The organism is Sphingomonas sp., from assembly GCF_036387535.1.
Taxonomy (GTDB): domain Bacteria; phylum Pseudomonadota; class Alphaproteobacteria; order Sphingomonadales; family Sphingomonadaceae; genus Sphingomonas_R.
Genome location: NZ_DASVTO010000090.1, coordinates 37700 through 51368, shown reverse-complemented (window position 1 = coordinate 51368; position 13669 = coordinate 37700). Strand labels below are relative to the sequence as shown.

Sequence of the window (13669 nt, the reverse complement as noted above, 5' to 3'; positions counted from 1 at the left end):
CGCGATGTCGATGATCCCGACCACCACCGGCGCCGCGCGCGCGGTGGGCGAGGTTCTGCCCGAGTTGAAGGGCAAGCTGGACGGATCCGCGGTGCGGGTGCCGACCCCGAACGTCTCGCTGGTCGACCTGACCTTCACGCCCAAGCGCGATACCACGCTGGACGAGGTCAACGGCGCGCTGAAGGCGGCATCGGAGAGTGGGCCGCTGAAGGGCATTCTGCAGTTCGTCACCGATCCGCTGGTGTCGATCGACTTCAACGGCGATCCGCACAGCTCGTCGGTCGACAGCCTGGAAACCGCGGTGCTGGAAGGCAAATTGGTGCGCGTGGTCAGCTGGTACGACAATGAATGGGGATTCTCGAACCGCATGGTCGATACGGCCGGTGCCATCGCCAAGCTGCTCTGAGGCCCGATTGGATCCCGCACCTCTGGACCGAGCGGCGGCGGGGTGCGGGACGCTGACCGGAATCGCGCGCCGGCTGGTATCGCGGGCGCCGATGGAGGTGCTGTCGGAAAGCGGCATCTCCCCCGAACAGGGCGTGTTCGGCGATTATCGCGGCCGCGCCAAGCCGAACGGCCGTGTGGCCAGGCGGCAGGTGAGCATATTGCGGCAGGAAGACTGGGCAGCGGCGGAGGCGGAACTCGGCATTACGCTGCCCTGGACGATGCGGCGCGCGAACCTTCTGATTGCGGGGCTGGACCTGCCGCGGGCGGCGGGGACGATCATCGCGATCGGTGACGTCCGGCTGCGCGTGACCGTGGAATGCGATCCGTGCCGCCGGATGGACGAGCAGCATGCGGGATTGTGGCCGGCGCTGGTGCCCGACTGGCGCGGCGGATATCTGACGACGGTCATCGCCGGCGGCCATGCGCGGCTGGGCGATCAAGTGAGGATCGAGACATGACGGCTTTCAAGACCCTGGATGATATCGGCGATGTGGCGGGCAAGCGGGTGCTGGTGCGCGAAGACCTGAACGTGCCGATGAACGGCGCGACCGTGACCGACGATACCCGGTTGCGCGCCGCCGCGCCGACCATCGCCGAGTTGGCCGACAAGGGCGCGATCGTGCTGGTGCTGGCGCATTTCGGCCGGCCGAAGGGCGCGCGCAACCCCGACATGTCGCTGGCGCTGGTGGTGAAGCCGTTGTCCGACGTGCTGGGACGCGAGGTGCGCTTCATCGATGATTGCCAGGGCACCGATGCCGACAAGGCGATCGCGCAGATGCAGCCGGGCGATATCGCCGTGCTGGAAAATACGCGCTTTCACGGTGGCGAGGAGAAGAATGATCCGGGGTTGGCCGCCGAGATGGCGAAGCTGGGCGACCTGTATGTCAACGATGCCTTTTCAGCGGCGCACCGCGCGCATGCGTCGACCGCGGGGCTGGCGCATCTGCTGCCGGCTTTTGCCGGGCGTTCGATGGAGGCCGAGTTGAAGGCGCTGGAAAAGGCGCTGGGCAACCCCGAGCATCCAGTGGCGGCGGTCGTGGGCGGGGCGAAGGTTTCGACCAAGCTCGACGTGCTGAAGCAGATGGTGGCCAAGGTCGATCATCTGATCATCGGCGGCGGCATGGCCAACACGTTTCTGGCGGCGCGCGGCGTGGATGTGGGCAAGTCGCTGTGCGAGCATGACCTGACCGACACCGCCAACGCCATCCTGGATGCGGCGGAGGCGGCAGATTGCACCGTCCACCTGCCCTATGACGTGGTGGTGGCCAGGGAGTTTCGCGCGAATCCGCCGACACGGACGGTGAACGTGCATGAGGTTGCAGCGGACGAGATGATCCTGGATGTCGGCCCGGCGGCGACCGAATCGCTGGGTGATGTCCTGAAGAACTGCCGGACACTGGTGTGGAACGGGCCGATGGGCGCGTTCGAGACCGCGCCGTTCGACGCGGCGACCGTGGCGCTGGCGAAGACGGCGGCGGCATTGACCGAAAGCGGATCGCTGGTGTCGGTAGCCGGCGGTGGCGATACCGTCGCGGCGCTGAACCAGGCGGGCGTGGCGGACAAGTTCAGTTTTGTATCGACCGCGGGTGGCGCATTTCTGGAATGGATGGAGGGTAAGGACCTGCCCGGCGTGAAGGCGCTGATGGCTTGACCCCGCCGGCATCGCTACCGATGTTCAATAGGTTGAACGGAGGCGGCGATGCTGGGGATATGATTGGACGCTTATACCGAGGCGGGACTAGAGGCGCTGGCGAAGCGCACCCGGCGAAGTAAGAGCGAGATTGCACGGGATGCGATCCGCAGACATGTCGAGTCGCACGATCATGCCTTGAAGGCGGAAGCGCGGCGGCAATCTTTGAACGCGGCGCAGCGTGCCGACAAATCCGATTTTGCCTTTTGGGAGGCGATCGAGGCTACGGACGAACCGTGGAATTGATCCGCGGTGCCATCGTGATTGCGGGTGGCCCTGGGAACTATGCCCGAAAGCCTCGGCCGTTCCTGATCGTCTAATCAGACCTGTTCAACGAACATCATCATTCGATCGGCCTTTGTCCGCTGACCCGTACCATAACCGGCAACGATCTTTTCCGTGTTCCGCTTGCGGTGTCCGACGCTAACGGACTGAAGGAACCGAGTGAGGTGCAGGTCGACAAGGTTCAGTCGCTGCGCCGCGACCGGATCGAGCGGGTTGTTGGGTATGTGCCCCCCAGCATTATGCTTGCAGTCGATGTCGCCCTGCGACGCTGGTTCGATCTGAGCTGACGCATACCCCGGACACCGTTGTCACCCTTGCACGCGCGGTGGATGCCCGTAACGCACGGCACATATTCCTGGGAGAACCGGCATGAGCTTTACTCCGATCGTCAAGACGATCCTCGATCAATACGAATCCGATAATCCCGGTACGAAGGCGAACCTTGCGCGCATCCTGACCCAGGGGCAGTTGGGCGGGACCGGCAAGCTGGTGATCCTGCCGGTCGACCAGGGGTTCGAACATGGCCCGGCGCGCAGCTTCGCGATCAATCCGGCGGCCTATGACCCGCATTATCATTACCAGCTGGCGATCGACGCCGGGTTGTCGGCCTATGCCGCGCCGCTCGGGCCGCTGGAGGCCGGGGCGGACACGTTTGCGGGGCAGATCCCGACGATCCTGAAGGTCAATTCGTCCAACAGCTGGGCGACGACGATCGACCAGGCGGTGACGGGGACCGTCGACGACGCGCTGCGGCTGGGTTGCGCGGCGATCGGGTTCACCATCTATCCGGGGTCCGACGGGATCTTCGAACAGATGGAGGAGATCCGCGAGATGTCGGCGGAGGCCAAGGCGGTCGGGATCGCGACGGTGATCTGGTCCTATCCCCGCGGTGGCGACATTTCCAAGGCCGGGGAACTGGCGCTGGATGTCGGCGCCTATGCCGCGCACATGGCCGCGTTGCTGGGTGCGCACATCATCAAGGTGAAGCTGCCGACCGACCATATCGAACAGAAAGAGGCCGCGGCGGTCTACAAGGACGGCGACTGGTCGACGCAGGCCAAGCGCGTGGCGCATGTCCGCCAGGCCTGCTTCGCCGGGCGCCGGATCGTGGTGTTTTCGGGCGGCGCGACCAAGGGCACCGATGCGGTGTACCAGGACGCCCGCGACATTCGCGATGGCGGCGGCAACGGATCGATCATCGGTCGCAACACCTTCCAGCGGCCGCGCGACGAGGCACTGGCGATGCTGGCCAAGATCGTCCGCATCTACAAGGGCGAGGAATAGGATCCGGTGGGGGAGGCGGAGGCCGGCTTCGCTTTCCCCTATCATCGCGGTCTGGCGCCGCCGATGTGGGCGCTGTTCGGGCTGGGCATGGTCGAAATGCTGGTCGTCCATGGGCTGGTGGCGCTCTGGTGGCCGCGGGTGGCGATGCTGCTGTCGGTGGTCAGCATCGGTGGCCTGGTCTGGGTCGGCCGGCTGATCCGGTCGTTCCGACGCATGCCGGTGACCGTGTCGGGCGACGTGCTGACGATGCGAGTGGGGCGGTTGCGGACCGTGGCCGTGCCGGTATCGGCGATCAGCGGCCTGCGGGATGCGTGGAGCGCGACGGACCTGAAGCAGCAAGGCGTCGTCAATCTCGGCCTGCTGGCCTATCCCAATATCGTGATCGACCTTGATCCACCGGTAGCCGGGCGGCGGGCTTGGCCCATTCGGGCGATCGCGCACCGGCTTGACGATCCGGCGGCGTTTCGCGGATGGGTCGCCACGCTTCCGCCGCGCGGCGGCTTGCGCTAAGGCGCGGCCATGAACCCGCTTCCCGACGATGACGATGACGATGACGCTCTGGCGCTGGACCCGGCCTTTGCCGATCGGTTCGAGCCGCAATTCCGGCCACCCTGCCAGCTGTATCTGATCTCCCCGCCTGTGATCGACGATGGGTTCGGCGCGAAGTTGATCGCGGCGCTGGACGCGGGGCCCGTGGCGGCGTTCCAGCTGCGCCTGAAGGGCATTGACGAACACCGGATCGCGGCCCTGGCCGCGCCGTTGGTCGACATCTGTCGCGCGCGCGAGGTCGCGTTCATCATGAACGACAGCATCGGGCTGGCCAAGCGGGTCGGCGCGGACGGGGTGCATCTGGGCCAGGAGGATGGCGACCCGCGCGACGCGCGTGCGCAGTTGGGCCGGACCGCGCAGATCGGCGTGACCTGTCACGACAGCCGGCATCTGGCAATGGAAGCCGGGGAGCGCGGCGCGGATTATGTCGCGTTCGGCGCCTTTTATCCGAGCGGTACCAAGACGGTCGAACATCATGCCGAGCCGGCACTTCTGGGTTGGTGGACGACGGTGTTCGAAACGCCGTGCGTGGCGATCGGCGGGATCACGGCGGACAATGCCGCCCCGCTGGTGGCGGCAGGGGCGGATTTCCTGGCGGTGAGCGGAGCAGTGTGGGGCCATCCGGATGGCCCGGCGGCGGGGGTGCGGGCGTTTGCGGGGGTGCTGGGTGCGGCGTAGGTTTCGAGCGGCATCGGGCTGCCATGCCCTGGCAGTGCACGACCCTCTGATCACCCGTCACCTGACGAGAAGCCGCTGGTCGATGACCAGCGGCTTCCTTTCGCAGCGATGGGCCCGCAGTTACGCCGTGTAGCGGAACCGCGTGGTGACGGCCGGCCGGCGGCGCATCGCAAATCCGACCGCGCCCATGCCCAGGATCATCATGGCCCAGGTTGCGGGTTCCGGGACGGCCGCCGCGGTGATGGTTGCGGAAAAGGTGGCGTCGAATGCGTTGTTTATGGCCGTGTTGAAGACCACGTCGTTCCCGAGGACATTGCCATAGACCAGCGTACCCAGATTCGGGATCGTGTTGGATGAGCATCCACCGAAGGTGAGGCATGTTCCCACCGTGGCCAGCCCGGAGTTGTTGCTGAGCCCATATGTGCCGAGGAAGGCGACATAGGTCTGACCCTGCGTCAGGCCCACGCCGGCGGGCGTGAAGTCCTTGAGCCCGGCTGCGCCCGACGTCACGGAACTGCGCCACAATTCGGTCGTCGGTGCGGTGCCGTCCCAACCGAACACCACGCCATAGAGCGACTGCAGGCTGGACGCGTTCAGGGTGAACTGGAAGTTGATGAGGTTGCCCGTGACCGGGGCGGTGAAGGTTTGCCCGATATATTGCGTCTGGTTGCCACCCGTGAGTTCACCGGAAAGATTGGGGAAGCTATAGCTGTTCGTCGGGTTGCTGATCGTCTCCGCTTTGGCTGACGTGGCGCCGATCGCGGCGCAGCAGGTCAGAGCGATAATCATCGTCTTTTGAACAGGATTCATGATCTACCCCTTATCAGGACGAGGCAAATTGCGAGATGCACATGCCTGCGGGCGGACCATCACCGACCAATGTTACGGCGCATTGACAGCGCTTCGGGTAATGCGGGCATTGTTGCAGGCCGCTGGGTCTTACCCCCGCCGCAGAACGCCAGGCTACCAGGTCCTGAGCGGCCCCGTGTCGACATGGACGAAGCCGTCGCGCGGATAGTAGCCGACGCCGCCGCGGCGCATCGTGTAGGCGGCGGCGCGCAGGGTGGCGAGGGGGACGCCGGGCATCGCGATGTCGGTAGCCTTGCCGAGCATGTGCTGGCTCTTGCCGGCCACGCCGCTGTGCGCGCCGCCCCGTTCCTTGAGCCGGCCATTGGTTTCCGGAGACCGGTAGCCGGAAATGAGATCGAATCCCCGGCGCGGCGCAAGACCAAGCCGGTCGCGTAGATCGCCAAGCAGATCGAGCAGATCCTGATCCATCACATGCGTCTGGCCGGTGCGCCAGTCGCGCAGGCCATGATTGATTTCAGCGATACCCTGATGATCTAGTCCCGAAGGGCCATAATAGCGCGCATCGACGCGCTCATTGGTGTGGACGTTGCGGAACGCGAGCCGGCGTTCCGCCGCACCTGTGGCCGTCATCGTTTCCGCAAAGGCCGGCGTTCCCGCCAGCATGGCGCCGCCAAAAACCATCGCGCCACCCAGCAACCGGCGTCGTCCCAAATCGATCACTGCCATTTTCCCACCCGCATCCGGAAAGATTTGCCGTTCCCCCGCGTTTGATTCGGCTTCCAAGGACCATAAAGGCCTGCACGCATGAAGAAATCGTTGGTTGCCGTGGCCGGGCTTGCCGTTTGCACGGCTGGGCTTGTATCCACATCCGTGTCCGTGCCGGTGCGGTCACAGTCGCCGACGCCACCGCCCGCGCCGATCGACGCCACGGTGCTGCACGTACAGGTGCTGCTGGATCATCTGGGTTTCGGGCCAGGGGTGATTGACGGCAGGGGCGGCATGACGTTGAAGGCAGCGCTGCGCGGGTTCCAGGATGCGCTCGGGCTGACCGTGACGGGCGAGATCGATCAGCCGACGTTGCGTGCGCTGTATCCCTATCGCGCGATCCGCCCGGTGCGCGCGCTGACGGTCAGCGCTGCGGACGCGTCCGGACCCTATCAGGGCCCGCTGCCCAAGGATCCGGCGGCGCAGGCGCAACTGCCGGCGCTGGGCTATGCCGATGCGCTGGAAAAGCTGGCCGAGAAGTTCCACACGACGCCGGCGACGCTGGCGGCGCTCAACCCCGGCGGCAAGATCACGCCGGGCGCACGGTTGCGGTTTCCGAACGTGCTGCCCGCATCGCGGCAATATGATCCCAAACTGAAACCGGAATGGCGGCGGACGCTGTCCGATCTCAACATCAATGCGGAGCAGCCGCAGGCCGAACGGATCCTGGTCGACAAGTCGGAAGGCGTGCTGAAGGTGTACGGCGCCGACGACCGGTTGCTGGCGCAGTTCCCGGCCACGATGGGCAGCGAGCACGACCCGTTGCCGCTGGGGCGATGGAAGATCCAGGGGGCATCCTATAATCCGCCGTTCCACTATAATCCCGACCTGTTCTGGGATGCCAAGGCCAAGGACCGCAAGCAGCTGTTGCCGGCGGGTCCGAACGGGCCGGTGGGCGTGATCTGGCTAGACCTGTCGAAGCCGCACTACGGGATCCACGGCACGCCGAGCCCCGAGACGATCGGGCGGGCCGAAAGCCATGGCTGTATCCGGCTGACCAACTGGGATGCGGCGCGGCTGTCACTGATGGTGAAGCCCGGAACCCCGGCGCTGTTTCAGGCGTGACCGTCCGCACGGTGATGAATGGCGGGCAGCGGTGAACCGGTTCGGCAAGGCGGTCATGGCGGTGCTGATCCTGGTGGTGGTCGGCCTGGTCGCGATGGTGCGGGTCGGGCGGGCAGGGCCGGACCATGTACCACCGGCCCCGCCGCACGCCGACGCGCGGGCGGGGCCGGCGGGCTGGACGGTGCCGGTGGCAGGCGTCGCGCCGGCGACGCTGGCCGATACGTTCGGCGATGCCCGCGCTGGGCATGTCCATGGTGCGATCGACATCCCGGCGGCACGGGGAACGCCGGTCATCGCCGCCGCCGCGGGAACGGTGGAGAAGATCTTCGAAAGCGGCGCGGGCGGACATACGGTGTACGTGCGGTCGCCCGATCAGCGGTGGATCGGTTATTACGCACATCTGGACAGCTATGCGCCGGGCCTGGCGGAGGGGCGGGCGGTGGCGCGCGGTGCGGTGATCGGAACGGTCGGGTTCAGCGGGAATGCCGATCCCGGCGGACCGCATCTGCATTTCGAGGTCAAGGCGATGGCGCCGGACGAGCCCTGGTACCGCGGGCGGGCGGTGAACCCCTATCCCATGCTGACCGGGCGATAACGCACGCGGCTTGAGCGGGAGCGCCGGGCCTGATAGACGCCGCCGCTGCTCTTTCAGACCATCAAAGCGAGGCCCCCGTGAAGATCAGCGGCGTGGACATCCGTCCCGGCAACATCATCGAATATGAAGGCGGGCTGTGGCGCGCGGTCAAGATCCAGCATACCCAGCCGGGCAAGGGCGGGGCCTACATGCAGGTCGAGCTGAAGAACCTGATCGACGGACGCAAGAACAATGTCCGGTTCCGTTCGGCCGAAACCGTGGAGAAGGTGCGGCTGGATACCAAGGATTTCCAGTTCCTGTTCGCGGATGGCGACACGCTGACCTTTATGGACAAGCTGAACTACGACCAGGTCCAGTTGGATCGCGGCATCCTGGGCGACGCCGCGGCGTTCCTGCAGGACGGCATGGATGTCGTGATGGAATTGTATGACGATCGGCCGATCTCCGTGCAATTGCCCGACACGGTCGAAGCGTTGATCGTCGAGGCGGATGCGGTGGTGAAGGGGCAGACGGCGTCGTCCTCCTACAAGCCGGCGGTGCTGGAAAATGGCGTGCGCGTGATGGTGCCGCCGCATATCGGCGCGGGTACACGGATCGTGGTCGATGTGTATGAGCAGACCTATGTGAAGCGCGCGGACTGATGGGGTGATGTGTCTCGCCACGTTCTGGCGAAGCCTGCGCAGCGGGCGGGGCAATGGTTCGGCCTCACCCTCCCACGCGTGAAGACGCGCGGGGCCCTCCCTCTCCCGATGGGAGAGGGTTTCGAAGAAAGAAGACGATCATGGCAGCACAGTCCGGCCTCATCACCGTCATGGAACGCGCGGCGCGCAAGGCAGCACCCCGTTTGCGGCGCGATTTCAACGAGACGCAGGAATTGCAGGTCAGCCGCAAGGGGCCGGCCGATTTCGTGAGCCAGGCCGACCGACAGGCCGAGCAGACCCTGTATGAGGAACTGAAACGCGCCCGCCCCGACTGGGGCTTTCTGGGCGAGGAAGGCGGCATGATCGAGGGGGACCCGACCAAGCCGCGCTGGATCGTCGATCCGCTGGATGGGACCACCAATTTCCTGCATGGCCTGCCGCACTTCGCGATTTCGATCGCGGTGGAAGAGCCGAAGCCCGGTGGCCGCGGGGAGATCACGCAGGGGCTGGTCTATCAGCCGCTGACCGACGAGAGTTTCTGGGCGGAAAAGGGCCGTGGTGCATGGCTGCACGACCGCAGGCTGCGCGTGTCGAGCCGGCGGGACCTGACCGAATCGCTGATCGCCACCGGTATTCCGTTCGCCGGCCATGGCGATTTCCCGGAGTGGCGAAAGATTTTCGACGCGATCGGCCCGGAGGTGGCGGGCATCCGGCGGTTCGGTTCGGCGGCGCTCGATCTTGCCTGGGTCGCGGCCGGGCGGTTCGATGCCTATTGGGAAAGCGGACTGAAGCCATGGGACGTCGCGGCCGGCGTCCTGCTGGTGCGCGAAGCCGGTGGGTTCGTCACCGATTTCCGGGGCGGGGACCGGGCAATGGAGCGCAACGAGTTCCTGGCCGCCAATGACGGGCTGCATTCGCGACTCCACAAGCTGCTCGCGGGTGCGCTACGGACTTGATTTCGCGTCATTCCCTTCCCAGTTGATCAGCGTGGGGCCATGGTCTCGCACGGTGATTGACGGCGATCGTCCGGCCAGGGCTTGCGAGTCATTCTCACTGGGCCGATCCTTGCCTACCGCACCTGCGAAGCCTAATAGCGCCAGTTGAAGATCGTCCCGATCCGGGGGCGAAACCGGAGAAAATGCATGGCGTCCGTCGCCGCCGGCTATCTGCCGATCCTGTTGTTCCTGGGCATCGCGATGCTGTTGTCCACGGCGTTCGTGCTGTTGCCGATGCTGGTGTCCAAGTTCACTGGCGCGTCGAAGCCTTACGCCGACAAGCTTTCCGAATATGAATGCGGCTTTCCCGCGTTCGAGGACAGCCGGTCGCAGTTCGACGTGCGTTTCTACCTCGTCGCGATCCTGTTCATCATCTTCGACCTGGAGGCCGCGTTCCTCTATCCCTGGGCAGTGGCGCTGGGCGGTATCGGCTTTGCCGGCTGGGCGGCGATGATGATCTTCCTGGCGGAATTGGCGCTGGGCTATGCCTATGCGTGGAAGAAGGGAGCATTGGAGTGGGAGTAGAATTGACCCGCACGATCCCGGCGCCGGGAACGGAACCGGACCGTGCCTTCTTCAACGACCTGTCGAACGAAGTGCAGGACAAGGGCTTTCTGGTCACGTCGACCGAGGACCTGTTCACCTGGGCCCGGACCGGGTCGTTGTGGTGGATGACGTTCGGGCTGGCATGCTGCGCGGTGGAGATGATCCACGTCAACATGCCGCGCTACGACCTGGAGCGCTTCGGCGCCGCACCGCGCGCATCGCCGCGGCAATCGGACGTGATGATCGTGGCCGGCACGCTGTGCAACAAGATGGCACCGGCGCTGCGCCGCGTCTATGACCAGATGTCCGAGCCGCGCTACGTGATCTCGATGGGCAGCTGCGCCAATGGCGGCGGCTATTACCATTACAGCTATTCCGTGGTGCGCGGATGCGATCGGGTCGTGCCGGTCGATATCTATGTTCCCGGGTGCCCGCCGACGGCGGAGGCGCTGCTGTACGGGATCATGCAGTTGCAGCGGAAGATCCGGCGGTCCGGGACGATCGAACGGTGAGCACGCGGACCTCTCCCCGCTATGCCTCCAACACGGGCGTGATCGCCGAGGCGCAGATCGCGCTGGGCGACATGCTGATCGACTCCGTGGACGCGGTGGGCGAGATCGCACTCCATGTCCGGCGCGAGGTGCTGGTAGACGTGATGCGCACGTTGCGCGACGCCATGCAGTATCAGCAGCTGATGGAGATCGCCGGGGTCGATTATCCATCGCGTGCCGACCGGTTCGAGGTGGTCTATTGCCTGCTGTCGCTGACCCGGAATCACCGCATCCGCGTGCACGTCGCCACCGACGATCGCAAGCCGGTGCCGTCGGTGACGGGGCTGTGGCCGGTGGCGGGCTGGCTGGAGCGCGAGGTGTTTGATCTGTTCGGCGTGTTGTTCGAGGGCAATGCCGACCTGCGCCGGATCCTGACCGACTACGGGTTTCGCGGCCATCCGCTGCGCAAGGACTTCCCGCTGACCGGGCATAATGAAATGCGCTATTCCGAAGAGGAGAAGCGCGTGGTCTATGAGCCGGTCCGGTTGGCGCAGGACCTGCGTACCTTTGATTTCGCCAGCCCGTGGGAAGGCGGCGCCTATGTGCTGCCCGGTGACGAGAAGGTGGCGGAGGCACCCGGCGCGCCGACGCCGTTGAAGGCGGATGAGGTGAAGAAATGAGCGTCGACCAGGTCGAAACCCGCGATCGCGATGCGGTGGTGGACAGCCTGCAGCCGCAGGTGACGGCGGTCGACCCGACGGTGGGCGACGTCGATATCCAGAATTACACCATCAATTTCGGGCCGCAGCATCCGGCCGCGCATGGCGTGTTGCGGCTGGTGATGGAGCTGGACGGCGAGATCGTCGAGCGTGTCGATCCGCATGTCGGGTTCCTGCACCGCGGGACCGAGAAGTTCATCGAAACCAAGCCGTATCTGCAGACGATCCCGTATTTCGATCGGCTCGACTATTGCTCGCCCATGTGCATGGAGCATAGCTATGTGCTCGCGATCGAGAAGCTGCTCGGCCTGGACGTGCCGTTGCGGGGTCAGTATCTGCGCGTGTTCTTCGCGGAACTGACGCGGATCATGAACCACATGCTGAACCTTGGGTCACATGTGATGGACGTGGGCGCGATGACGCCGAACCTGTGGCTGTTCGAGCTGCGCGAAGACACGATGAACTTCTACGAACGGGCATCAGGTGCCCGGATGCACGCCAATTATTTCCGCCCGGGCGGGGTGCGGCAGGACGTGCCGCTGAAATTGCTGGCTGACATCGGCGACTGGCTCGATACGCGGTTGCCGAAGCTGTTCGAGGACGCGATCAGCCTGGTCGCGGACAATCGCATCTTTAAGCAGCGCAATGTCGATATCGGGACGGTCAGCCGCGAGGACTCGATCGCCTGGGGATTTTCCGGGCCGATGATCCGCGGTGCGGGCGTGCCGTGGGACCTGCGCAAGTCGCAGCCCTATGACGTCTATGATCGGATGGAGTTCGACATTCCGGTCGGCGCGCACGGCGATTGCTACGACCGGTTCATGGTGCGGGTGGAGGAGGTGCGGCAGTCCGCGCGCATCATGCGGCAGTGCCTGAACGAGATGCCGGACGGCCCGGTCGCCTCGCTCGACCGCAAGGTGGTGCCGCCGAAGCGCGCCGACATGAAGCAGTCGATGGAAGCGCTGATCCATCATTTCAAGCTGTATACCGAAGGCTTTCATGTGCCGGCGGGCGACGTCTATGTCGCGACCGAAAGCCCGAAGGGCGAGTTCGGCGTGTATTTGGTGTCGGACGGTAGCAACAAGCCGTACCGCTGCAAGATCCGGCCGACGGCGTTCAGCCATTTGCAGGCGATGGATTTCATGATGAAGGGCCATATGCTGGCGGACACCACCGCCGTGCTGGGCGCGGCCGACATCGTGTTCGGGGAGTGCGACCGGTGAGCCAGGATGTCAGCAATCATACGCTTGAGATGCTGCGTCGGATCGATCAGAAACTCGGGAATATCGAGCAGGAAGTTGGTGACCTGAAGACACGCGTGTCCGCGATTGACGAGCACATGACGGGGCTGATCATTAGTGTGTCGGGATTGACCACGCGAATGGATCGTTTCGACGAACGAATGGCGCGGGTCGAGCGTCGTCTAGATCTGACGGATGCACATTGATGGCGGATGCAGCCCATATCCCCGACGAAGTCGAGACGCGTGCCCGCTGGGGCGGGTTCGCGTGGACGCAGGCAAATGCCGAAAAGGCGCGCGAGATCATCGCGCGTTATCCGGCAGGGCGAGAGCATAGCGCGGTGATGCCGCTGCTCGACCTGGCCCAGCGGCAGGTGGGGGCCGAGACGCACACGCAGGGCTGGTTGCCGGTCCCGGTGATCGAGTTCGTCGCGAAGCAGGTCAACATGCCCTATATCCGCGCCTATGAGGTCGTGACCTTCTACACCATGTACAACATGGCGCCGGTCGGGCGCTTTCATGTGCAGGTGTGCGGGACGACGCCCTGCATGTTGCGTGGATCGGACGACGTGCTGGCGGCGTGCAAGAATCGCGGGCTGTCGAAGGGGCACACGACGCCCGACGGCCTGTTCACACTGACCGAGGTCGAGTGCATGGGCACCTGCGCCAATGCGCCGATGGTGCAGATCAACGACGACAATTACGAGGACCTGACGTTCGACAGCATGTCGGCGATCCTGGAGGCGCTGGCCAATGGCGAAATGCCGAAGGCTGGATCGCAGATCGGCCGGATGGCGTCGGCACCCGAAGGCGAGCGGACGACGCTGCACGCCTATCAGGGAGCGGACGCATGAGCGCGGCGCAGGCAC

General features: G+C 65.1%; 19 protein-coding genes and 1 pseudogene. 18 read left to right on the top strand and 2 right to left on the bottom strand.

Annotation, left to right across the window (positions count from 1 at the left end):
* The 8 genes and pseudogenes from VF649_RS08580 to thiE form a co-directional block, all read left to right on the top strand.
* Positions 1-406 (top strand): annotated as a pseudogene (locus VF649_RS08580) (erythrose-4-phosphate dehydrogenase); the annotation flags it as partial.
* A gap of 7 nt (positions 407-413) precedes the next feature.
* Positions 414-905 carry an MOSC domain-containing protein gene (locus VF649_RS08575; protein WP_331011545.1) on the top strand — a complete coding sequence of 164 codons (492 nt, stop codon included), beginning with the start codon at positions 414-416 and terminating at the stop codon, positions 903-905.
* Positions 902-2098: a phosphoglycerate kinase gene (locus VF649_RS08570; RefSeq protein ID WP_331011544.1), complete on the top strand. Its 1197-nt coding sequence runs from the start codon at positions 902-904 to the stop codon at positions 2096-2098. Before VF649_RS08575 ends, VF649_RS08570 begins: the two co-directional genes overlap by 4 nt.
* Positions 2099-2161: 63 nt before the next feature.
* Positions 2162-2383: a ribbon-helix-helix protein, CopG family gene (locus VF649_RS08565; RefSeq protein WP_331011543.1), complete on the top strand. Its 222-nt coding sequence runs from the start codon at positions 2162-2164 to the stop codon at positions 2381-2383.
* An 80-nt stretch (positions 2384-2463) separates the two neighbouring features.
* On the top strand, positions 2464-2709 hold the full coding sequence (locus VF649_RS08560; protein ID WP_331011548.1) for a type II toxin-antitoxin system PemK/MazF family toxin: 246 nt from the start codon (positions 2464-2466) through the stop codon (positions 2707-2709).
* 82 nt (positions 2710-2791) lie between these two features.
* Complete coding sequence (locus VF649_RS08555) at positions 2792-3706, top strand: class I fructose-bisphosphate aldolase (protein WP_331011542.1); 915 nt, start codon at positions 2792-2794, stop codon at positions 3704-3706.
* Between the two features lie 6 nt (positions 3707-3712).
* A complete protein-coding gene (locus tag VF649_RS08550) occupies positions 3713-4216 on the top strand; it encodes a hypothetical protein (protein ID WP_331011541.1) in 504 nt (167 codons plus the stop codon).
* A gap of 9 nt (positions 4217-4225) precedes the next feature.
* Positions 4226-4933, top strand: a complete 708-nt coding sequence (gene thiE / locus VF649_RS08545; protein WP_331011540.1) for a thiamine phosphate synthase — start codon at positions 4226-4228, stop codon at positions 4931-4933.
* Between the two features lie 120 nt (positions 4934-5053).
* On the opposite strand, the gene VF649_RS08540 is transcribed toward thiE, so the two are convergent.
* Together VF649_RS08540 and VF649_RS08535 are read right to left on the bottom strand one after the other, a co-directional pair.
* The gene (locus VF649_RS08540; RefSeq protein ID WP_331011539.1) at positions 5054-5743 is read right to left on the bottom strand and encodes a PEPxxWA-CTERM sorting domain-containing protein; all 690 of its coding nucleotides are present in this window, start codon (positions 5741-5743) and stop codon (positions 5054-5056) included.
* A gap of 153 nt (positions 5744-5896) precedes the next feature.
* Positions 5897-6469 (bottom strand): DUF882 domain-containing protein, encoded by a 573-nt coding sequence (locus VF649_RS08535; RefSeq protein ID WP_331011538.1) that lies wholly within the window; start codon positions 6467-6469, stop codon positions 5897-5899.
* A 78-nt stretch (positions 6470-6547) separates the two neighbouring features.
* On the opposite strand from VF649_RS08535, the gene VF649_RS08530 reads away from it, so the two are divergent.
* The 10 genes from VF649_RS08530 to VF649_RS08485 all read left to right on the top strand — a co-directional run bounded on the left by VF649_RS08530 (position 6548) and on the right by VF649_RS08485 (position 13654).
* Entirely contained in the window at positions 6548-7573 is a 1026-nt protein-coding gene (locus tag VF649_RS08530; RefSeq protein ID WP_414713653.1) for a L,D-transpeptidase family protein, read from the top strand.
* A 31-nt stretch (positions 7574-7604) separates the two neighbouring features.
* On the top strand, positions 7605-8168 hold the full coding sequence (locus VF649_RS08525; RefSeq protein ID WP_331011536.1) for a M23 family metallopeptidase: 564 nt from the start codon (positions 7605-7607) through the stop codon (positions 8166-8168).
* 77 nt (positions 8169-8245) lie between these two features.
* Positions 8246-8809 carry an elongation factor P gene (gene efp / locus VF649_RS08520; RefSeq protein WP_331011535.1) on the top strand — a complete coding sequence of 188 codons (564 nt, stop codon included), beginning with the start codon at positions 8246-8248 and terminating at the stop codon, positions 8807-8809.
* A 140-nt stretch (positions 8810-8949) separates the two neighbouring features.
* Positions 8950-9765 (top strand): inositol monophosphatase family protein, encoded by an 816-nt coding sequence (locus tag VF649_RS08515; RefSeq protein ID WP_331011534.1) that lies wholly within the window; start codon positions 8950-8952, stop codon positions 9763-9765.
* A 186-nt stretch (positions 9766-9951) separates the two neighbouring features.
* On the top strand, positions 9952-10329 hold the full coding sequence (ndhC, locus tag VF649_RS08510) for an NADH-quinone oxidoreductase subunit A (RefSeq protein ID WP_331011533.1): 378 nt from the start codon (positions 9952-9954) through the stop codon (positions 10327-10329).
* Positions 10320-10862, top strand: coding sequence for an NADH-quinone oxidoreductase subunit B family protein (locus VF649_RS08505; protein ID WP_331011532.1), 543 nt, complete (start codon positions 10320-10322; stop codon positions 10860-10862). Before ndhC ends, VF649_RS08505 begins: the two co-directional genes overlap by 10 nt.
* Entirely contained in the window at positions 10859-11521 is a 663-nt protein-coding gene (locus VF649_RS08500) for an NADH-quinone oxidoreductase subunit C (protein WP_331011531.1), read from the top strand. The genes VF649_RS08505 and VF649_RS08500 overlap by 4 nt, the downstream gene beginning before the upstream one ends.
* A complete protein-coding gene (locus tag VF649_RS08495; protein ID WP_331011530.1) occupies positions 11518-12783 on the top strand; it encodes an NADH-quinone oxidoreductase subunit D in 1266 nt (421 codons plus the stop codon). The genes VF649_RS08500 and VF649_RS08495 overlap by 4 nt, the downstream gene beginning before the upstream one ends.
* A complete protein-coding gene (locus tag VF649_RS08490) occupies positions 12780-13007 on the top strand; it encodes a hypothetical protein (RefSeq protein ID WP_331011529.1) in 228 nt (75 codons plus the stop codon). The genes VF649_RS08495 and VF649_RS08490 overlap by 4 nt, the downstream gene beginning before the upstream one ends.
* On the top strand, positions 13007-13654 hold the full coding sequence (locus VF649_RS08485; protein WP_331011528.1) for an NAD(P)H-dependent oxidoreductase subunit E: 648 nt from the start codon (positions 13007-13009) through the stop codon (positions 13652-13654). The genes VF649_RS08490 and VF649_RS08485 overlap by 1 nt, the downstream gene beginning before the upstream one ends.
* The last annotated feature ends 15 nt before the right edge of the window (positions 13655-13669 follow it).